General features: G+C 32.6%; 20 protein-coding genes and 1 pseudogene. 14 read left to right on the forward strand and 7 right to left on the reverse strand.

What is annotated here, in order from left to right; genetic code table 11:
* Positions 1-94: 94 nt before the first annotated feature.
* Positions 95-1,198, reverse strand: coding sequence for a 5-methyltetrahydropteroyltriglutamate--homocysteine S-methyltransferase (locus tag AC1RRU_RS10875; RefSeq protein ID WP_049394543.1), 1,104 nt, complete (start codon positions 1,196-1,198; stop codon positions 95-97).
* A 221-nt stretch (positions 1,199-1,419) separates the two neighbouring features.
* Here AC1RRU_RS10875 and AC1RRU_RS10880 point away from each other — a divergent pair, with 221 nt between their 5' ends.
* The 4 genes from AC1RRU_RS10880 (at position 1,420) to AC1RRU_RS10895 (ending at position 4,781) form a co-directional block, all read left to right on the forward strand.
* Positions 1,420-2,031 (forward strand): ribonuclease FAU-1 family protein, encoded by a 612-nt coding sequence (locus AC1RRU_RS10880; protein ID WP_016930913.1) that lies wholly within the window; start codon positions 1,420-1,422, stop codon positions 2,029-2,031.
* A gap of 142 nt (positions 2,032-2,173) precedes the next feature.
* Positions 2,174-3,028 (forward strand): LysR family transcriptional regulator, encoded by an 855-nt coding sequence (locus AC1RRU_RS10885; protein WP_016930914.1) that lies wholly within the window; start codon positions 2,174-2,176, stop codon positions 3,026-3,028.
* A 44-nt stretch (positions 3,029-3,072) separates the two neighbouring features.
* Entirely contained in the window at positions 3,073-4,293 is a 1,221-nt protein-coding gene (locus AC1RRU_RS10890) for an MFS transporter (protein WP_016930915.1), read from the forward strand.
* Positions 4,293-4,781: a DUF456 domain-containing protein gene (locus tag AC1RRU_RS10895; RefSeq protein ID WP_011276479.1), complete on the forward strand. Its 489-nt coding sequence runs from the start codon at positions 4,293-4,295 to the stop codon at positions 4,779-4,781. The genes AC1RRU_RS10890 and AC1RRU_RS10895 overlap by 1 nt, the downstream gene beginning before the upstream one ends.
* Positions 4,782-4,932: 151 nt before the next feature.
* Here AC1RRU_RS10895 and AC1RRU_RS10900 read toward each other — a convergent pair whose 3' ends face one another.
* Complete coding sequence (locus tag AC1RRU_RS10900; protein WP_011276478.1) at positions 4,933-5,622, reverse strand: DUF1129 family protein; 690 nt, start codon at positions 5,620-5,622, stop codon at positions 4,933-4,935.
* Positions 5,623-5,747: 125 nt separating this feature from the next.
* On the opposite strand from AC1RRU_RS10900, the gene AC1RRU_RS10905 reads away from it, so the two are divergent.
* The 4 genes from AC1RRU_RS10905 to AC1RRU_RS10920 all read left to right on the forward strand — a co-directional run bounded on the left by AC1RRU_RS10905 (position 5,748) and on the right by AC1RRU_RS10920 (position 7,875).
* Complete coding sequence (locus AC1RRU_RS10905; RefSeq protein ID WP_011276477.1) at positions 5,748-6,197, forward strand: GNAT family N-acetyltransferase; 450 nt, start codon at positions 5,748-5,750, stop codon at positions 6,195-6,197.
* 65 nt (positions 6,198-6,262) lie between these two features.
* Positions 6,263-6,751 carry an SA0632 family lipoprotein gene (locus tag AC1RRU_RS10910; protein WP_011276476.1) on the forward strand — a complete coding sequence of 163 codons (489 nt, stop codon included), beginning with the start codon at positions 6,263-6,265 and terminating at the stop codon, positions 6,749-6,751.
* 180 nt (positions 6,752-6,931) lie between these two features.
* The gene (locus tag AC1RRU_RS10915) at positions 6,932-7,228 is read left to right on the forward strand and encodes a hypothetical protein (RefSeq protein ID WP_011276475.1); all 297 of its coding nucleotides are present in this window, start codon (positions 6,932-6,934) and stop codon (positions 7,226-7,228) included.
* A gap of 101 nt (positions 7,229-7,329) precedes the next feature.
* Positions 7,330-7,875: a GNAT family N-acetyltransferase gene (locus tag AC1RRU_RS10920; RefSeq protein ID WP_011276474.1), complete on the forward strand. Its 546-nt coding sequence runs from the start codon at positions 7,330-7,332 to the stop codon at positions 7,873-7,875.
* Positions 7,876-7,965: 90 nt separating this feature from the next.
* Here AC1RRU_RS10920 and AC1RRU_RS10925 read toward each other — a convergent pair whose 3' ends face one another.
* The 4 genes from AC1RRU_RS10925 to AC1RRU_RS10940 all read right to left on the reverse strand — a co-directional run bounded on the left by AC1RRU_RS10925 (position 7,966) and on the right by AC1RRU_RS10940 (position 10,760).
* Positions 7,966-8,532, reverse strand: a complete 567-nt coding sequence (locus AC1RRU_RS10925; protein ID WP_011276473.1) for an LOG family protein — start codon at positions 8,530-8,532, stop codon at positions 7,966-7,968.
* Between the two features lie 11 nt (positions 8,533-8,543).
* Positions 8,544-8,990, reverse strand: a complete 447-nt coding sequence (locus tag AC1RRU_RS10930) for a YaiI/YqxD family protein (protein WP_011276472.1) — start codon at positions 8,988-8,990, stop codon at positions 8,544-8,546.
* 6 nt (positions 8,991-8,996) lie between these two features.
* The gene (locus AC1RRU_RS10935) at positions 8,997-9,671 is read right to left on the reverse strand and encodes a hypothetical protein (protein ID WP_011276471.1); all 675 of its coding nucleotides are present in this window, start codon (positions 9,669-9,671) and stop codon (positions 8,997-8,999) included.
* Positions 9,672-9,884: 213 nt separating this feature from the next.
* Entirely contained in the window at positions 9,885-10,760 is an 876-nt protein-coding gene (locus AC1RRU_RS10940) for an undecaprenyl-diphosphate phosphatase (RefSeq protein WP_011276470.1), read from the reverse strand.
* Between the two features lie 303 nt (positions 10,761-11,063).
* Here AC1RRU_RS10940 and AC1RRU_RS10945 point away from each other — a divergent pair, with 303 nt between their 5' ends.
* Together AC1RRU_RS10945 and AC1RRU_RS10950 are read left to right on the forward strand one after the other, a co-directional pair.
* A complete protein-coding gene (locus AC1RRU_RS10945; protein ID WP_011276469.1) occupies positions 11,064-12,695 on the forward strand; it encodes an ABC transporter ATP-binding protein/permease in 1,632 nt (543 codons plus the stop codon).
* Positions 12,692-14,353 (forward strand): amino acid ABC transporter ATP-binding/permease protein, encoded by a 1,662-nt coding sequence (locus AC1RRU_RS10950; protein ID WP_011276468.1) that lies wholly within the window; start codon positions 12,692-12,694, stop codon positions 14,351-14,353. Before AC1RRU_RS10945 ends, AC1RRU_RS10950 begins: the two co-directional genes overlap by 4 nt.
* A gap of 148 nt (positions 14,354-14,501) precedes the next feature.
* Here the strand turns inward: AC1RRU_RS10950 and mgrA are convergent, their stop codons facing one another.
* Complete coding sequence (gene mgrA / locus AC1RRU_RS10955; RefSeq protein ID WP_011276467.1) at positions 14,502-14,939, reverse strand: global transcriptional regulator MgrA; 438 nt, start codon at positions 14,937-14,939, stop codon at positions 14,502-14,504.
* Between the two features lie 223 nt (positions 14,940-15,162).
* On the opposite strand from mgrA, the gene AC1RRU_RS10960 reads away from it, so the two are divergent.
* From AC1RRU_RS10960 to AC1RRU_RS10975, 4 genes and pseudogenes are all read left to right on the forward strand, one after another.
* On the forward strand, positions 15,163-16,092 hold the full coding sequence (locus tag AC1RRU_RS10960) for a CobW family GTP-binding protein (RefSeq protein WP_016930917.1): 930 nt from the start codon (positions 15,163-15,165) through the stop codon (positions 16,090-16,092).
* A 73-nt stretch (positions 16,093-16,165) separates the two neighbouring features.
* Positions 16,166-16,462, forward strand: a complete 297-nt coding sequence (locus tag AC1RRU_RS10965) for a hypothetical protein (protein ID WP_011276465.1) — start codon at positions 16,166-16,168, stop codon at positions 16,460-16,462.
* Positions 16,463-16,637: 175 nt separating this feature from the next.
* Entirely contained in the window at positions 16,638-18,203 is a 1,566-nt protein-coding gene (locus AC1RRU_RS10970) for an SLC13 family permease (RefSeq protein ID WP_016930918.1), read from the forward strand.
* 98 nt (positions 18,204-18,301) lie between these two features.
* A pseudogene (locus AC1RRU_RS10975) lies at positions 18,302-19,675 on the forward strand (cryptochrome/photolyase family protein).
* The last annotated feature ends 222 nt before the right edge of the window (positions 19,676-19,897 follow it).

Raw genomic sequence — 19,897 nt, forward strand, 5'->3', positions numbered from 1 at the left:
AAGACAATTTCTATATTATTTTAATAGAAATTGTCTTTTTTTCACTTATCCAAGAACTTTATGTCCCGGACTCTTTTTAGAATTCAATATGGTGCTAATTAGCGCTGCCTAATAACTCATTAGATAGCTCTACGACATATTTTAATTTAGTCCATTGTTCTTCTTCTGTGAGCTGATTACCTTCTTCAGTTGAAGCGAATCCACATTGAGGACTCAAACATATTTGATCTAGAGAGATGTATTGTTGTGCCTCTTTAATACGTTGTTTAATTAATTCTTTATCTTCAAGTGCGGGTGTCTTAGAAGTAATTAAACCTAGTACGGCATAAGCTTCCTTATCAAAATAGCGTAAAGGCTCAAAGTCGCCAGAACGCTCATCATCATATTCTAAGAAAAATCCATGCAGGTGCTCTTTAAATAAATACGGAGCAATCGCTTCGTAACCACCTGAAATTGCCCATGTTGATTGATAGTTACCACGACAAATGTGTGTAGTTAAAATTAAATCCTTTGGAAGACCTTTGACAGCATCATTTACCACCTTATATGCTAATTCACGAGCTCGAACTTTTTCCTCATCTGTACGTTGACGTCCTCGAACTTTATGTGTACCGTCAGTCAGACCAGCCCAATATACATCGTCTATTTGTATGTATCTTGCACCTAAATCATAAAAATGTTGCAATGATTGGCGATAAGCTTCAGAAATATCATGAGCAAAGTCTTCAATATTTGGATAAATATCTTCATTCAATATGTTAGGGTGGAATAATTGGTTTGGACTCGGAATTGATACTTTTGCGGTAGCGCGTCCATTAACTCTGTCATATAAGAACTTGAAATGGTCAAAATGGGGGTGATTAGGATTATATCTAACTTTATCAACTACTCTTACATTATGGGCACGCGTTTCTAGCCCTTCAAATTCTAGCCCGTGATCAGGAGTGTAACCTTCGACACCATCTAGATTTTCTAAGAAATCAAAGTGCCACCAACTTCTTCGAAATTCACCATCAGTAATACTATGTAAACCTATTTCTAATTGCTTCTCTATAATACGGTCGATTTCCTCATCTTCTATTTGTTTTAGCTCTGCACCACTGATTTCATTTTGATTATATTTAGCGCGAGCGTCCTTTAATCTTTGAGGTCGTAACAAACTTCCAACATGGTCTGCTTTAAAAGGTCTGTAAGTCAATAGCAGTTCCTCCTTTATCAATTTATTTAGAATTTTCAGATAATATAAACATAAATTATCAAATACGAGTATTTTTGTCAATTTTCCCTAAAAATTAATTAGTTGTAGTAAAATAAAATTGAAAATTTTTATATGTTTATGTGCGTAATTCAATTAAAAACGACCAAAGATGACATCAATTAGTTAGTTTAATATAATAATGACAAGGAGTTGGTGGCTTTATGAAAATTAAATATATAGATAAACGTCACTGGCGTCGCCTATTAGAACGTGATTACATAGAAGTTAAGGTAAATAATAATAGATTTAAGGGTATTATTGGCTTGGTCACGATGAAGAAGGTTCGTGAACCTTTAGAGGTGACGGTAGTAGGCCAGAATATAATTGTTGCTGATGACAATTATCAATGGTTGCAGATTTTGCCGGAAAAGAAACGATATAGTATTACTGCAATGTTTGATGATAAAGGAAATCCATTGGAGTATTACTTCGATATCAATATTAAGAATATTACTCAAAAGGGCAATGCTAGAACACTCGATTTATTCTTGGATGTGCTTGTGTTACCATCAACTGGAGAATATGAACTCGTTGATGAAAATGATTTGAAATTAGCATTAAAAAATGAACAAATCACTAAAAAGCAATATCATGAAGCTTATATGATTGCGCATCAATTGATGATTGAAATCAATGAAAATTTTGATGATGTTAATAATCGAATTATGTATTGCTATAACAAGATGGTTGGTAAGTTGAAAAAGCCAAATTATAATAAGACGTATAAAAAACATATTCAACATCATAAGCCACATGTAAATAAAGGGAAATGATGGAACTCTAAGCCTTTAATATTAGGAGCGAAGCGGAACGATAAGTAAATGTGAAGCATTGTTTATATAGTTTTCGTTTCGGTCTTAAATTTTTTTGTTGCTCATAGCCATGTTCATGAATAAACATTAGTAGGGGGAAGCTATGAAAATAGAAGACTATCGATTATTAATTACATTAGATGAAACCAAGACGTTACGTAAAGCAGCAGAAATATTATATATTTCTCAACCAGCTGTAACACAACGACTTAAAGCAATAGAGCATTCATTTGGTGTAGGCATATTTATCCGTACAAAGAAGCAATTAATCACTACCACTGAGGGTGCTATGATTATTGAGCACGCTCGTGACATGTTAAAACGAGAGCGTGTATTTTTTGATAAAATGCAAGCACATATTGGAGAAGTGAATGGTACCATTTCAATCGGCTGCTCATCATTGATTGGTCAAACGTTATTACCAGAAGTATTAAGTTTATATAATTCACAATTTCCAAATGTTGAGATACAAGTTCAAGTAGGTTCTACAGAACAAATTAAAGCAAATCATAGAGACTATCATGTGATGATAACTCGAGGAAATAAAGTAATGAACTTGACTAATACACACCTCTTTGACGATGATCATTATTTTATCTACCCAAAAGAAAGAAAGAGCGAGGTTTCTAAATTACCTTTCATAGAGTTTCAAGCTGATCCTATCTACATCAATCAAATTAAAGAATGGTATAATGAGAATCTTGGACAAGATTATCACGCAACGATAACAGTGGATCAAGTTGCTACATGCAAAGAAATGTTAGTAAGTGGTGTAGGGGTTACGATTCTTCCGGAAATCATGATGAAAAATATAGATAAAAATATGTTTGAATTTGAAAAGGTAAACATCGACAATCAACCACTTATTCGCTCAACGTTTATGAGTTATGACAGTAGCATGTTACAACTCCCTCAAGTTGAGTCATTTGTTACTTTGATGCTTAACTTTATTCGCTAATCATTAGGATAATGTGTAATTAAAAAAAGAATAGAGGTAGAAAAATGTTTGCAGCATTGTTGCATATAAAAAACTACAAATTATTTGTTGTGAATATGATGCTATTAGGTATGGGGATTGCCATCACAGTACCTTACTTCGTCTTATTCGCGACTAAAGAGCTAGGGATGACAACTAACCAATTCGGCATTTTACTTGCCCTAGCAGCAGTGAGTCAATTTACAGTCAATTCTATTGTCGCTCGCTTTTCAGATACGCATAGCATTAATAGAAAAGTACTCATCATTAGTGCACTAATGATGGGGGCTATTAGTTTCTCGATTTATTTTTATATTCATAATATTTGGTTGTTTATTATTGTATACGCTGTTTTTCAAGGGTTATTCGCTCCAGCAATGCCACAATTATATGCATCTGCACGTGAATCCATTAACGTTTCATCTTCAAGAAATAATGCTAAATTTGCCAATACTGTTTTACGTTCTATGTTTTCTTTTGGTTTCTTATTTGGTCCGTTAATCGGAGCGTATTTAATTCAATTTATGGGATATGCTGGACTTTTTGGCGGCACCGTCTTTATATTATTATTCACACTTATTTTACAAATCTTCTTCTATAAAGATTTAAATTTATCAGCAAAAGAGCAAGTTGGTGGTACAGCCAATATTGAGAAGACTGCGCCTAACATGCTTAAGGATAAAACACTATTTATTCCATTTATAGCATTTATTTTATTACATATAGGTCAATGGATGTACACAATGAATATGCCGCTATTTGTCACAGATTATCTTAAGGAGCAAGAGGGATATGTAGGAACGCTAGCAAGTTTATGTGCCGGCTTAGAAGTTCCCTTTATGGTTATATTAGGTATGTTATCTGCTAAGTTGGCTACTCGAACGTTGTTAATCATAGGTGCAATTAGTGGTGGTGCCTTCTATTTTAGTATTGGTGTTTTTGAAAATATCTATGCTATGATGATTGGACAAATCTTCTTAGCACTATTTTTAGCTATCTTACTCGGATTAGGTATTAGCTATTTCCAAGATATTTTACCTGATTTCCCAGGTTATGCTTCAACATTATTTGCGAATGCAATGGTGATTGGACAGTTGTTAGGAAATTTATTAGGTGGTGCAATGAGTCATTGGGTTGGATTGGAGAATGTTTTCTTCGTTTCAGCAACATCTATTTTCATAGGAATGATATTGATATTCTTTACGAAAGATCAAAAATATACGGAAGCGGATGTGAAAGTTAAGTAATGGAAGTTGTTTTATGGATATTAATACTATTATCATTTGTTTTAGCATTTGTAGGTTTAATTAAACCTATTATTCCATCTGTACTTGTGCTATGGGTAGGATTCTTAATTTATCAATTTGGATTCTCTCAAGATGGGTTATCATGGATATTTTATGTAGCTATGATTTTGTTCACTGTATTTATTTTAGTATCTGACTTTTTAATGAATAAATACTTTGTAAATCGCTTTGGCGGTTCTAAATTGGGTGAGTATGCAGCGTTAATAGGTGTGATTGTTGGATGCTTCGTCATTCCACCGTTCGGTATTATCATTGTACCTTTTATAGCAGTGCTCATTGTAGAATTAGTGCAAGATTTTGATTTTGGAAAAGCACTTAAAGCAAGCATTGGATCTGTAGTAGCATTTTTAGCGAGTTCGGTTGCACAAGCGTTAATTATGTTCATTATGGTCATTTGGTTCTTTATAGATGTGTTTTTAGTAGGCTAATTAAAAAAAGGTTAAGTCATTTATATCAAAGTGGCTTTGAGTTTTCAAATCATCTTTTGAGAACATCATTGCGCACGTACGATACAGATGCTTAACCTTTTTATTTTCATAAAATGCTACTTTACAAGTCTTAGTTCATCGTGACAACGTATTATAAGATAGTATTTGAATCCTTGTTAACAAAATGATGTTGTATATAAAAAGCGATCGGCGTAATGATGGCTGAAATTATAATAAATGACCAATTACTAATAAGTATGTAAGGACCAAAAGCTAAAAATGATTGCGGAATAAAAAAGACATAAAATAGAGCGACTAACAGTAAAGCGATAATAGTGTAATTAAATAACCACACCCAATGTGAATTATTGAAACTTTGAAGTTGAACCGTCTTAAATATGACTAATATAAACATAAAGATAATAAATAAACCTGCTATGACACTAATCGGAAATGTATACAAGTAAACTTCATTATTATCTCCACCAATAAAAAAGCCAATAAAGCCTTTAAAGAAACAAAAAATACCAATTAAAAAAATAAAATTCCTGAAAATATACTTAAATATATTTTGAAACGTTTCATTTGGCAATGATTTAATTTCTTTTTTAGCATGTGCTTTTGGATTATGTTCGAAAAACTCTAATGCTAACGTACCTTCATTCTCAGCTTCTAATAATCTTTTTAATATGCGACTTAGCATTACCTCACTGTCATGCGGATTGACGCGTAAATCAGCGCGGATATATGTCATATAATTTTCAAAGATTTCTCTATCTGTATTATTTAGGCGCAATGATTTTACATTATTTTCACGTGCTAATTTCGCAGTGGATTTCATTGACTAAGCTCCTTAACGTCTAAACTTATTTTATTTTTAAAAATAATAGATTATTATATGTTAAATATGGATAATCATACCATAGATAAATATAGAATATAATGTATAACATAAAGGAAGTCATTATGCGAAAACTAACTGTTAAAGATATGCTATGGATTGAATCCATCGCAAAGATACAAGAATATTATATTGAAAAGCGAGAAACACATTACAATGCGACACATCTATCAATTGGATTACGTCAAGATATGATTATTCAACGATTAAAGCACAGTAATGATATAATTTTAATTGAATTGAGCGAAGACACACAGCGCTTAATTTCGTTTATTTGGGGGCATTTTGAAGCAGTTCAAGAAAAAGTAATCACTGAGATGATATACACAGACCCTCATTTTCGAGGACTGGGTCATGCTAAGCGTCTAAAGATTGCTTTAGAAAATTGGGCGATTGAAATGGGTGCTAAATCAATTGAAGGTATGGTTGATGCTACAAATGATGCAATGATTGAGCTCAATAAAGCGAATGGTTATGCGATAAGTCATGTAAAAATGCGTAAAGACCTAAGGTAAACAAATGAATAGGTTCTTAATTCATGTTAAAATAATATTACTCATTCGTAATAAAGGAGAAAAGCATGAAAAAATGGTTGATACTTCTACTTTCTGCGACACTTATGTTGTCTGCTTGCGGTAAAAGCGATGAAAGAGCATCATTAGAGAAAGATGTTAAAAAACTACAAAAAGAAAATGATGATTTGAAAAATCAAAAGAAAGATTTAGAAAAGCAAAAAGAGAAACTTAACGACCAACGTGAAAAGCTTCAAAAAGAAGTTGATGATTCAGTTGCGACAGAATCAGCTAAAGATGATTCAGAAAGCGATGAAAGTGATAGTAGTGACTCAAATCAATCATCAGATAGTGATACATACAAACAATCTAAGAGCCAAAGTACCACTGAAAATAGCACGTCAAGTAACGAAACGAATACTTCTGAGACAAATGGTGGTAGTGATTCACAGCAATCTAACCAATCTAGTAATACTCAAGAGCGTCAATCAAATAGCGGTGAAAGTGATACAAGTGAACAAAGTAGCTCAGACGATACATCATCAAGTAGCCGTTAATAAATTTATTTAAATAATGAAGGCAATTTGGCCAGCCTCATACGTCAAGTTTGACATGTATGGATGTAGGGTAAACTAAATTTAAATCATTTACAATTCACATTTTAATCATTTTATAAATTAAGCTTAACTACATAATAAAACGTTTAATCATAAACTATAACATTGGAGAGATGACATATGCATGAACAAGATTTTCACATTTTAGAAGGGCGCGAAATCACATTACCTGAATTAGGACGTGAAATTGAAAATATTACTGGACGTACAATTGTTGATTCTACTGGTGAAATCAAACGTGTGGTTGCACACTTACCAAACTTTGAATCTGATACTGACACATTTGTAGCTACATTTAAACTTAACCATCGTAATGACTTTGTAGATGCAACTTTTGTTGCACCTAAAGATCAACGTGATCGTTTAAAAGAGATTCCAGTACACATTGAACTCGTTAGTTATATATCTAGAGGTTAATTAGTTACTCAATCAAATTTAAAGACGGATAAAGTGTGCTATGGTCTATATCCATATCGCACTTTTTTACTCATGTATTTCTTTAAAATGGGGTGTTGAAAATGGCTACATATATAGAAACAGAAAGACTTAAATTACGAGACTGGAAGCAAGAAGATTTATTGCCATTTCAAAAGATGAATGCTAATCCTCAAGTGCGACGCTATTTTCCAAGTTTATTAAGTTATCGACGTTCTGAATTAGATATGAAAAAAATGGATGACATTATTAAAGAAAACGGTATAGGCTTATTTGCAGTTGAACTTAAAGAAACTGGCGAATGGCTTGGTTTTATTGGGGTTAATTATATACCTCAAGATAGCCAATACCCATTTGAGGAATTACCACTATATGAAATTGGATGGCGTCTTATTCCAGAAGTATGGGGTAACGGACTTGCCACTGAAGGTGCAACAGCTGTGTTAGCATTTGCCAAAAAAAAGGGGATTGAAGCTATTTATAGCTTTACTGCAGAAAATAATTTGCCTTCTAGAAAAGTAATGGAAAAAATTGGCATGACATTATATGACCATTTTGAATTACCAGAGTTAAGCAAATATCATATGTTAAAAAGACAAGTACGTTATTATAAACAATTATCAATATAAAATTAAAAGCGACATGAGATTGGATGGTTATATTATGTGATAAATAATCACTTTTATAAATATAATAGTCCAAAACATGTCGCTTTATAATTAATCGTATGTACGTATACCTAGGGGTTTAAAATTAAGTAACCCATTAATTAAATCTTCTTTAGAATTATATAAAGGTGCTAAATGTTTATATTTTTCATCAATAAATCCTTCTTCAATCATACTATTTATAAGTTGTTGAAGTGGATTGAAGAATCCATTTAAATTATAAACGGCAATTGGTTTTTCATGAATGCCAATTTGCGCCCAACTATAAGTCTCGAAAAATTCCTCAAGAGATCCAGCGCCACCAGGGGCCATTACAAAAGCATCTGCAAGTTCCGCCATTTTTTGTTTGCGTTCATGCATTGAATCTACAAGAATAAGTTCGCTCACTTTTTGACTAGTGATTTCTTTTTCATCTAACATCTTAGGCATTACACCAATAGCATGTCCACCGTGATCTAATACACCATCTTGAATTGCACCCATAATACCTACAGAACCTGCACCAAAAACTAATTCATAGCCTTGCTCAGCCATATATTTACCAAGTTCGTATGCTTCTTTAACATAAATGGGGTCTTTACCTTTACTAGCACCGCAATATACTGCAATTCGCTTCATTATTCTTCCTCCTATAGTTGTTTGATAACAGATTTAAATGCACGCTCAAATTGTTTTTTATCTTCTTTTGAAAAAGGGGGAGGCCCTTTATGACGACCGCCTTGCTTTCTTATCTGTGCATTATTATAACGTTGTTGTAATAACATATCTATATTACTTGAACGATACAAATGCCCTTTATGATGCATTACAATCTTAACTTTAGATAGTAATAAACTGGCAAGTCCATAATCTTGAGTTATTACAATGTCTTCTGGTGTAGCAAGCTTTACAATTTTATAGTCAACAGCATCAGGTCCATCATCAATATAAATTGTTTCAACGTGATTTGGGAGCACTTTATTTGAGTAATGGCTAAAGCTACGTAAAATGGTAACAAAAATGCCTGTCCCAGTAGTTAATTCAATTACTGAATCAACTACTGGACAAGCATCTCCATCAATGATTACACGTGTCATAAAGCGTTACGCCTTATTGTTATCTTCATTTTTATTTTGTGTAACAACACTTTCGGCTTCATGATCTTTGAACTTTTTCATTTCTTTGATGCGTGCTTTTTCTTCTTGCTTTTGTAATTTCTCTTCTTCTTTATGACGTTTATCAATATTTTTTTGGAGCTTTTTATCTAGCTTATTAACGTCTTTTTTATTATCTTTCTCGAGTTTTTCGCCTTTTTTCTCTGTCTCATCATCAAGTTTCCCAGGAGTTAAACCAACTTTTTCTTGATATTTTTGAGTTTTCTTCATGTCTTTAATGCGTTGTTTTTCGTTCTTTTCACGCTCTTTTTCTTCTTCTTTATGACGTTGTTCGATATTTTTTTGTAGTTTTTTATTCATTTTGTCAGCTTCTTTATAGTTTTTCTTAGCTAACTTTTCGCCTTTTTTCTGAATGTATTCAGGATCATTTTCTTTTGCAATTTTCTTTAATTCACGTTTGTTGTCGAATTCTTGTTTTTTATCTCCTAAATACTCTTTTGCACCTGTTGCTTTATTCGCAATCGCTTGTCCTGCATTTGACGTTGCATGAGTTGCTTTTTGTACCTCAGGATGAGATTTAATACGCTTACGTTCTACTACTAGTGGCACAATAATGATTGGTAAAACATTAATCGCCGTTTTAATGATTTTCTTTTTGTCCATACTCGTTGCCTCCATTAGATTTACTATTTATCTTCATTACCCTATGATACATCATACTAAACGAAGGAACTAGCTAGAACCCTTATATTAACTTGAGTAAAACTAGGTAGGTTAAGAGAGTGTTTTAGTCAGCTCATTGACTAAAAAAATCGCCAAAGATTAAATCTTTGACGATGTTATGTGGTGTAAAGCCATTATTAGATTGATTTATAATTAACCTGAAATGCCTTGACCAATTCCAAAGCCGAAGTAAAGAATGGCTATAATTATTACCAATACGATTCGATAAATTGCAAATGGTACTAACTTAACTTTATTAATTAAGTGTAAGAATGTTTTGATTGCAATCAAGCCAACAATAAAGGCAGCCAAGAATCCAATTAAGTAAAATGGAATATGTGCAAGTTCAATATATTGATAGTTTTTAACTAATGATAGTGCACTTGCAGCTAGCATAATAGGTACAGCCATAATGAAGGTAAAGTCAGAAGCAGACTTATGATCTAACTTCATCAAGACACCTGTTGAGATCGTAGACCCAGATCTACTGAAACCAGGCCACATTGCTACCGCTTGAGAGATACCAATTACGAATGCTTGAACATAATTGATTTGGTCAACTGACTTAGGGTTTTGAACTTTTTTACTATATTTGTCTGCAATAATCATATAAATTGCACCTAAGAATAAACCAATCATTACAGTAGGAACACTAAATAAATGCGCTTCAATAAAATCGTCGAATAACACACCTAATATACCAGCTGGAATCATACCGACTAATACGTGTAGTAAATTTAATCGACGTGGTTTAGAACGAAACTCCTCGTTTATTGAACTATTTCTATATTTGCCAATATGTAACATTTCGAAATAACGCTCACGGAACACCCATGCCGCAGCAAAAACAGAACCTAATTGAATTACGACTTTAAATGTAAAAGCTGAATGAGGACCTAGAAATTCAGTCGATTTTAACCACATATCATCCACTAGAATCATATGACCTGTAGATGAAACTGGAGCAAATTCAGTTAAACCTTCGACAATACCTAAGATAAGGCCCTTTATAAACTCGATAATAATCATAAGTAACCTCTTTCTTTTATTAAAAATTTAAAATATTGTTGTCTTTAAATATATTGTTGTCAAAATTCACTTTTCTATAATATCATAACGCATCAAATCAACGCTAATAATAATGAGATAACTAATAATTGAATTTATATAAAATATATCGCAGTACCTTTACTAATTTACTGATATAACTAACTTACCGCAACGGACTTAAGAATGAGATTGTATGTTCATTATTTTGTCACTGTTTTTTAAAAGATATTAAATGATAAACAATTGAGAACCTTTTATAATAATAAATTAGGTGAAGATAAAGTGAAAAAACTAATGAATTTAGTCTTTAAATATAAAGTATTTCCATTATCTATGGGAATTGTAAGTATGTTCTTAGCAATAACAGTAGTGGTTCAGAATATAAGTATTGCGAGTTTTTTAGATCGAGTGCTTTACAATCATTTGAGTTCTGTAAATTCACTATTGATTATCATCTTAATCGTTTTAATTCTTAGAGCAACATTGAATATGATTAATTTACGATTAGGTGATATGTTAGCTGGCAAAGTTAAACATCAATTGCGTCGAGAAGTTGTTTTGAAAGAATCAACTATTGCAACAGGAACGCAAATTAATATTTTAACAGAGACAATAGACGGACTATCCCCGTTTTTTAAAAATTATTTGCCACAGGTCTTTAAATCTATGATGATCCCTTTAATGATTATCATAGCAATGTGTTTTATTCATTTAAATACCGCATTAATAATGATAGTTACAGCACCCTTTATTCCACTTTTTTATATTATTTTTGGACTTAAAACACGTGATGAATCAAAAGATCAAATGACGTATTTAAATCAGTTTAGTCAACGTTTTCTTAATGTTTCTAAGGGACTCATTACACTTAAACTTTTTAGACAGACAGCCCACACGAAAAAGCAAGTATATGAAGATAGTACACAATTTCGAGATTTAACGATGCGCATATTAAAAAGTGCATTTTTATCAAGTTTGATGCTCGAATTCATAAGTATGCTTGGTATTGGATTGGTTGCATTAGAAGCAGCATTAAGTCTTGTTGTCTTTCATAATATTGATTTTAAAACAGCAGCTATTGCAATTATATTAGCTCCTGAATTTTATAATGCTATTAAAGATTTAGGACAAGCTTTCCACACAGGTAAACAAAGTGAGGGTGCAAGTGATGTAGTTTTTGAATTTTTAGATTCTGAAAACACACCGCTTACTAATCAAGAAATAGTAAAAGAGCAACAAGAATCTCTTATTAAGATGCGCAACGTCAATTATCAGTATCCGAATAGTCCTTCTTATGCCATTCGTAATATATCGCTCAAGATAGATAAGGGTGAAAATGTAGCTATTGTAGGACCAAGTGGTGCAGGTAAAACGACTTTAGCCAAATTACTTACTCAAATAGTACGTCCGACGAGTGGGCATGTATCTTTTTACAAATGTGTTAATCAAATTGGAATGCTAAGTCAAAATCCTTATATTTTTTCAGCATCAATTAAAGACAACATAGCAATGTTTAAAAAAGTTGATGACGACCAAATTCTTCATGTGTTAGAGATGGTTGGACTAAAAGAAAAGGTAATGTCTCTAAAAAATGGTATTCATAGCAGAATAGGTGAAGGTGGAGAAATGCTATCAGGCGGACAAATGCGTCGTATTGAGTTATCAAGGGTGTTATTAATGAATCCTGATATTGTTGTTTTTGATGAACCTACCACTGGCCTGGATTTAGAGACTGAAACTGTTATTCAACAAGTAGTCGCACAACATTTTGAAGGGGTAACGATGATTATGATTGCCCATCGCGATTCAACGATTCGTCAAGCAACGCGACGATTATTTATAAAAGATGGTTACTTAGTTGAAGATGATCAAACGATTTCTGTAAGACTTGAAAAAGGTGGTGACTTAGTGTGAAACCACAAATTCGATTTCGACCTGACAAAGATTTAATATTAGCAATATTGACGGGTGTTATTGGGAGTGTCGTTGCATTAGCAATGTTCTTCTTAAGTGGTTACATGGTAACTCAAAGTGCTTTAGGCGCACCTTTATATGCATTAATGGTGTTAGTTGTATCGGTTAAGTTGTTCGGGTTTATACGTGCGATTGCAAGATATGGGGAGCGTTTACTATCACACAAAACGACATTTACAATGTTACGAGATGTTCGGGTTCAATTTTTAGAAAAATTAATCCCTAGAGTACCTAATTTATATCGCCAATATTCATCCGCTGATTTATTGACTAAAATGATAAGCAAAGTAGAAGCTTTACAAAACATCTATTTAAGAGTCTTTTATCCACCGGTTGTCATTGGTTTCACAGCAATTATTGCAGCAGTAACATTGGTATATTTTAGTGTTATGCATGCTATAGTTATCATTATAAGTATGTTCTGTTCACTTTGGCTTGTACCGTGGTTGAGTGCTAAACGTGTAGGCAAATTAAAGCAACAAGTTGCACAACAGCAACAAACTACGATTACCCAATTTTACGATTACAAAGAAGGCTATGCTGAGTTAGATCGTTTTAACAATGTAGAAGCCTATCGTGAAGATTTAATGAATGCATTAGAATCGTATGACAAAATGCAATCGAAAGAAGCGCGATTTTTAACTTTATATGATTATATGCTAAATATAATCGCAATGATCGCTATATTTGCTACCTTAGCATTAGGATTTATTCAAGTTAAAGAAGGACAATTAAATGTTGTGTATTTAACGAGTATTGTTTTGATGATGTTAACTTTATTCGAACAAACAGTGCCTATGAGTAACTTTGCATATTACAAAGCAGATACTGATGAAGCGTTAAATAGTTTAAATGATGTTCTATCATATCCAGTAGATCAATCTAAGCAATCATTGGTAACAAAACAGAGTAACGTATACAATATTAGGAATGTATCATTTAGTTACGAACATCAAGAAATACCAACGTTATCCAATATTAATTTAACTGTTGGAAAAGGGGAAAAAGTAGCGATTGTTGGACCATCTGGTTCAGGAAAAAGTACATTATTACAAATCATGAGTGGTTTGTACGATATCGATAAAGGACAAGTTTCTCTCGATGGTCAGAACATATCACAACTAGATGAAGACATTCGCTTTGAAAAGCTTAATGTTCTTTTACAATCACAACAATTATTTGATGGTACATTACGTTACAATATGTTCTCTAGTAAAAATGATGATGTCATTCAACGTGTCTTAACGAGCCTCAATTTAGGCTATCTAGATCTAGAAAAAACAATCACTTTAGATGGAAACACATTATCAGGTGGTGAGGTGCAACGTATTGCATTAGGACGACTTTTTATAAAAGGTTCCTCAATATGGTTATTAGATGAACCAACGACTGCATTAGATGAGGATAATACTAAACAAGTGATGCAATTGATTGATGAACAAGTTGAAACACTGGTAATTGCAACGCATGATTTAAAATTACTGCCATATTTCGACAAGATAGTTGTTCTTATTGATGGACAGATTAGAGAACAAGGAAGTTATGATGAACTAAGTCATGGCAACCATTATTTAAGTCGTTTATTAAAAATGAATTAGACAATATTTAAATATACGCATACGTTGTCTTAAAACGAAAAACCTGAGGTATCTGTTATAGATAACTCAGGCTTTTCGTTATTGATAAATATATAGTAATTTGATTCGAAACGAATAACTTTAATTGGCTTAGTATTAGCATGTCATTTTACTTTGACTCGGTAAAAGCATCAATGACTTTCCCTAATAGACGATTGAGTTCATGTACTTCATCATTACTTAAAGAAGAAGCATTCGCGACTTTTTGAGATGCATCGCTTAATTCAGGTTTGAATTTTTCGCTTTTCTCAGTAAGATGAATAAATACTTCACGTTGATCAACTTCAGAACGTTCGCGTTTGATGAGGTCAACTTGTTCCATTCTTTTTAATAAAGGTGATACAGTACCAGTATCTAAAGCTAGTTCTGTAACTACCTTTTTAACATTTACAGGAGATTCATCCCATAAAATACTTAGCACTAAAAATTGTGGGTACGTAAGATTGTATTTTTTAAAGACTTTATTTGAATAGTAGCGATTAACTTGTCTTTGTGCATTGTACAAACTAAAGCAGAGTTGCTCTTTCAAATTATGTTGTTCAGACATTAAAGTTCTCCTCCAGACATTCTATCCGTCTCTCTATGTTTCGGATTAAATTTCGTCTATGTTGTATAAAATATAACTTGCAACACACTTCGTCTCAATGCCATGCTAAAATTAAAGTATGTTTAAATTCTAGAAGATATTTCTATTTTAATCAAGTGTAATCTAAAATAAATACATATATTATCATATTCAAATTAATTTTAAAAAGAAAAGAGATTTTAAAATGATAAATAATAAAAATGAAAAAGTATCAATTACAATCGTAAATGGCTTTTTAGGAAGTGGTAAAACTACATTTCTAAAACATTATATAGAGCAATTATTAAAAAAAGATGAGAAAATAACAATTATAATGAATGAATTTGGATCTTTTGACGTTGATAGTTTATTACTTGGAAATGATGTTTCCATTCATTCTTTAATTAATGGCTGCGTATGCTGTGATTTAAATAACGATTTAGTTAACCAATTGAAACAGTTGATTGATCAAACAGATACGAGTCATATTCTTATAGAAGCAACTGGTTTAGCGCATCCCTTTGAGATTTATTCGGCTTGCCAAGACCCTACAATAATAAAAAATGTTCATGAACCAACAATTATTGGTATTGTAGATGCACAAAGATTCACTAAAAAAGAAGTCTATAGTCCTTCAACAACTCAGTTATTAGAAGAACAATTACGTTATAGTGATACGATAATACTAAATAAAACTGATTTAATAGGTGAAGAAGCACTTAACGAAGTTAAAGAAAATTTAAATAAACTCAATCCACAAGCGCCTATAATTATTACCACTTATAGTCAATTTAATGATGAACAGATCAACGGTAAAGTGATTCAACATAATGAAATTCAGCATAAACATATACATCATCATGGAATTCAGTCGATGCAGTATACATTTACAGCGGCAATAGACCGTCAGTTATTTTATCAATTTATTATGCGTTTGCCAGATAGTGTACTTCGCTTAAAAGGATTTGTGAAGTTTAGAGATCTACCAGAAGTAACATATGAATTTCAATATGCAATGGGCTTACCTGATTATGGCATTATCTATAAAGACGTACCGATGACTATCGTTATCATTGGAGAGTCATTGGATACAGATAGATTACGTAATCAACTTGATATGATTCAATTCACATAATATCGTTTTGTCACAGTTATGACATAGGCGTTTACTTTTTTATGTTTTATAATAAAAATAGGAGGGTTTGACCATGAATAACGAAGATAAACGTACGAAACAAATTCGTTTTGAATTTAGATGTATTACGATTCCTTATACAGTTTTTGCTATTATCGTACTGCTATTTAATATATTTTATACTAACATTAAAGTGACAATGTCTTTATTCGGACTCTTTTTTGCATACAATTTAGGTATTTTATTCATAGCTTTTATTAATCGCTTTAAACGAACACTTATTTTATCTTTAATTTTGACCGTTTTAAGTGGGGCTACATTCTTTACGCTATTATATGTTTTTGGCTTAAATCGTGAAATTTTTGGTTAAATAATTTTGTTAAGAATGACATAGACTTTGTGATAGTCAGTAAGACGTTATCACAAAGTTTTTTTATGCTTAAAATAATATGAAAAGTGAATATTTTGTGTATTTTGTCACATTTCATCATAGATGAAGCGCTTTCTTGATATACTGAATTTGACGAATTAAGGGAGTGGTAACTATGGAAAAAGTGCAGGCTACACAGGAGAATAACAACCTATTAAAAAATAAAAAGGAAAAAAAGAGTAAAAGTGGTTATAAGCCAATTTGGATTATTATAAGCTTTGCCATTTTATTAATTATCTTGTTATTACCAACACCGGCAGGGTTACCAATAATGGCAAAAGGAGCACTTGCCATCTTAGCGTTTGCCGTTATTATGTGGGTAACCGAAGCTGTGACGTATCCAGTATCAGCAACAATGATTTTAGGTTTAATCATTTTAATTTGTGGATTTAGTCCAGTCCAACAACTGTCAGAGAAACTAGGTAATCCAAAAGAGGGAGATAAAATATTATCTGGCGCAGATTGGTTAGGCACGGGAAATGCATTAACGCATGCATTTAGTGGATTTTCGACATCTGCGGTTGCATTAGTAGCAGCGGCATTATTTTTGGCAGCAGCGATGCAAGAGACGCAATTACATAAACGTTTGGCTTTACTAGTGCTATCAATTGTAGGTAATAAAACACGTAATATTGTTATCGGTGCGATCTTAGTTTCAATTTTATTAGCTTTCTTTGTTCCTTCAGCAACTGCAAGAGCGGGTGCAGTTGTACCAATCTTATTAGGTATGATTGCCGCATTCAAAGTATCAAAAGAAAGTAAACTTGCATCACTTTTAATTATTACAGCAGTCCAGGCTGTTTCGATTTGGAACATTGGTATAAAAACAGCGGCTGCTCAAAATATTGTAGCTACTAATTTTATTAATCAGAACTTAGGACACGATGTGTCATGGGGAGAATGGTTCTTATATGCTGCACCATGGTCTATCCTTATGTCAATCGCGTTATTCTTTATCATGATGAAAGTGATGCCGCCTGAACATAAAGAAATTGAAGGCGGTAAAGAACTGATCAAAGAAGAATTAGATAAATTAGGACCAGTCTCTTTTAGAGAATGGCGTCTGATAATTATATCTGTGTTATTACTTTTCTTCTGGTCTACTGAAAAGATTCTACATCCTATAGACTCTGCGTCCATTACTTTAATTGCTTTGGCAATTATGTTAACACCTAAAGTTGGTGTTATTACATGGAAAGGTGTAGAAAAAACAATACCTTGGGGAACAATTATAGTATTTGGAGTAGGGATTTCACTAGGGAATGTACTATTAAAAACAGGCGCTGCACAGTGGCTGAGTGACCAAACCTTCGGGCTTATGGGGTTACAACATATGCCACTCATAGCTACTATTGCTCTTATAACACTATTTAATATCTTGATTCATCTTGGGTTTGCGAGTGCAACAAGTTTATCTTCGGCGCTTATACCGGTATTTATATCACTTACAGCTACATTACATTTAGGTGATCAATCGATTGGATTTGTGCTCATTCAACAATTTGTAATTAGCTTTGGTTTCTTATTACCCGTTAGCGCACCACAAAACATGCTTGCTTATGGTACGGGTACATTCACAGTTAAAGACTTCCTAAAGACAGGAGTACCACTAACTATTATTGCCTATATCTTAGTAATCATATTTAGTTTGACATATTGGAAATGGTTAGGATTGGTTTAAAGACTTTGGTATTCCATTAAGTCGAAACATAAAGTTTCTGATTTTAATTATTGGAAAAAGGGTAAAGTTAATGAACCTTTAATAACAGGAGTGAAATGATGACTATAGGTGTAATACTAAATCGCGTTTTCCGAATTAATAATAATCCATTATTTGAATATATTCATCAAAATAAAGAGGAAATTGAGAAATGCTACCTCATTATTCCACAGGAAATATTCGAAGAAGATGGCACAAACATGAAAGCAAATTATTATTATGGTGTAATGCAATCATTTCTAAATGACTTAAGACAGTATGATATTGAACCCTTCTTGTTAGACTATAGTGATTTAGGGGATTTTTGTGAAGATAAATCTATCAGTGAAGTTATTGTTGCTGGCGATATTATGAGTTATCATCAAGAAAGTTATGATATTCGTCATTAAAAAAAGGCTTTTAACAAGCACAATATTACAGTTACCACAGTGCGTGCCAATCACTATTTCAAACCAAGCGCTACGATGAACAAACAAGGGGAACCATACAAAGTGTTTACCTGCTTTTATAAGGCACATCGTTCCAAACTAAGAAAGCATGACTCTTATGCCTATAAATTAAAGAACTTGTCCGATTTATTCGTGAAATCTCAGCAAAAATTAAACCAAGATTATTCTAAGTATGGCCTTTCTGAATCAAAAGCAATTAAAAAATGGAATGACTACATAGATCAAGACATACAAAATTATGAAACCAATCGTGAATATTTGCCTGAAGTCTTAACAAGTCAGTTAAGTATCATTTTGGCTTATGGCATAATAGACATTAAGCAAATTGTTACTCAATTGTTAGAGCGTTATGAAGAGGACGAACATAATATTGAACAGTTTATACGAGAATTGATGTTCAGAGAGTTCTATTATGTGTTAATGACGCATTATCCAAACACAGCTCATGAGGCATTTAATGAAAAATATCGTGACATTAAATGGGAATATAATAAAGAGGATTATAAAAGTTGGTGTGAAGGGCGTACTGGTTTTCCAATAGTTGACGCAGCAATGACTGAACTAAATCAAACTGGATTTATGCATAATCGTATGAGAATGGTTGTTTCACAGTTTTTAACGAAAGATTTGTTCATTGATTGGACTTGGGGTGAGGATTATTTTAGAAGAAAATTAATCGATTTTGATTCCGCATCAAATGTACATGGTTGGCAATGGTCTGCATCTACAGGAACAGATGCTGTTCCTTACTTTAGATTGTTTAATCCAAGTCGTCAGAGTGAACGATTTGATAAAGATGCTTTGTACATTAAAACGTTTATACCACAGTTAAATGATGTTACTCCTAAATTATTACATGAACCTTTTAAACATGAAGCGGAGTTAGAACAAGAAGGTATTAAACTAGGTCAGGATTATCCAAAACCATTAGTCGATCATAAAGAAGCAAGAGACCATGTTATGTCAGTATTTAAACAAATATAAAAAACAATTGGAGTGAGATAGCAATCAAATTAAATGCTGTCTCACTCCAATTTACTTTTGTTAGAAGGGAGTGGGGAAGAAATAATATTTTCCAAAATTTATTTTACCCCAGCCTGCTTTGCTTGTAGATTTTCTTGTTGAAAATCTCTTTGCTGGGGCCCCGCACCCCAACTTGCTTTGCTTGTAGAATTTCTTTAAGAAATTCTCTTTGTTGGGGCCCCG

Source organism: Staphylococcus sp. GW821-FHT11H10 (assembly GCF_058807855.1).

Excerpts from the sequence above, each read along its gene's own strand:
- AC1RRU_RS10905 (WP_011276477.1), top strand. The coding sequence starts at position 5,748 with ATGCGAAAACTAACTGTTAAAGATATGCTATGGATTGAATCCATCGCA.
- AC1RRU_RS10970 (WP_016930918.1), top strand. The coding sequence starts at position 16,638 with ATGGAAAAAGTGCAGGCTACACAGGAGAATAACAACCTATTAAAAAAT.
- AC1RRU_RS10925 (WP_011276473.1), bottom strand. The coding sequence starts at position 8,532 with ATGAAGCGAATTGCAGTATATTGCGGTGCTAGTAAAGGTAAAGACCCC.
- mgrA (WP_011276467.1), bottom strand. The coding sequence starts at position 14,939 with ATGTCTGAACAACATAATTTGAAAGAGCAACTCTGCTTTAGTTTGTAC.
- AC1RRU_RS10895 (WP_011276479.1), top strand. The coding sequence starts at position 4,293 with ATGGAAGTTGTTTTATGGATATTAATACTATTATCATTTGTTTTAGCA.
- AC1RRU_RS10910 (WP_011276476.1), top strand. The coding sequence starts at position 6,263 with ATGAAAAAATGGTTGATACTTCTACTTTCTGCGACACTTATGTTGTCT.
- AC1RRU_RS10935 (WP_011276471.1), bottom strand. The coding sequence starts at position 9,671 with ATGGACAAAAAGAAAATCATTAAAACGGCGATTAATGTTTTACCAATC.
- AC1RRU_RS10965 (WP_011276465.1), top strand. The coding sequence starts at position 16,166 with ATGAATAACGAAGATAAACGTACGAAACAAATTCGTTTTGAATTTAGA.
- AC1RRU_RS10880 (WP_016930913.1), top strand. The coding sequence starts at position 1,420 with ATGAAAATTAAATATATAGATAAACGTCACTGGCGTCGCCTATTAGAA.
- AC1RRU_RS10890 (WP_016930915.1), top strand. The coding sequence starts at position 3,073 with ATGTTTGCAGCATTGTTGCATATAAAAAACTACAAATTATTTGTTGTG.
- AC1RRU_RS10930 (WP_011276472.1), bottom strand. The coding sequence starts at position 8,990 with ATGACACGTGTAATCATTGATGGAGATGCTTGTCCAGTAGTTGATTCA.
- AC1RRU_RS10960 (WP_016930917.1), top strand. The coding sequence starts at position 15,163 with ATGATAAATAATAAAAATGAAAAAGTATCAATTACAATCGTAAATGGC.
- AC1RRU_RS10920 (WP_011276474.1), top strand. The coding sequence starts at position 7,330 with ATGGCTACATATATAGAAACAGAAAGACTTAAATTACGAGACTGGAAG.
- AC1RRU_RS10885 (WP_016930914.1), top strand. The coding sequence starts at position 2,174 with ATGAAAATAGAAGACTATCGATTATTAATTACATTAGATGAAACCAAG.
- AC1RRU_RS10915 (WP_011276475.1), top strand. The coding sequence starts at position 6,932 with ATGCATGAACAAGATTTTCACATTTTAGAAGGGCGCGAAATCACATTA.
- AC1RRU_RS10940 (WP_011276470.1), bottom strand. The coding sequence starts at position 10,760 with ATGATTATTATCGAGTTTATAAAGGGCCTTATCTTAGGTATTGTCGAA.
- AC1RRU_RS10900 (WP_011276478.1), bottom strand. The coding sequence starts at position 5,622 with ATGAAATCCACTGCGAAATTAGCACGTGAAAATAATGTAAAATCATTG.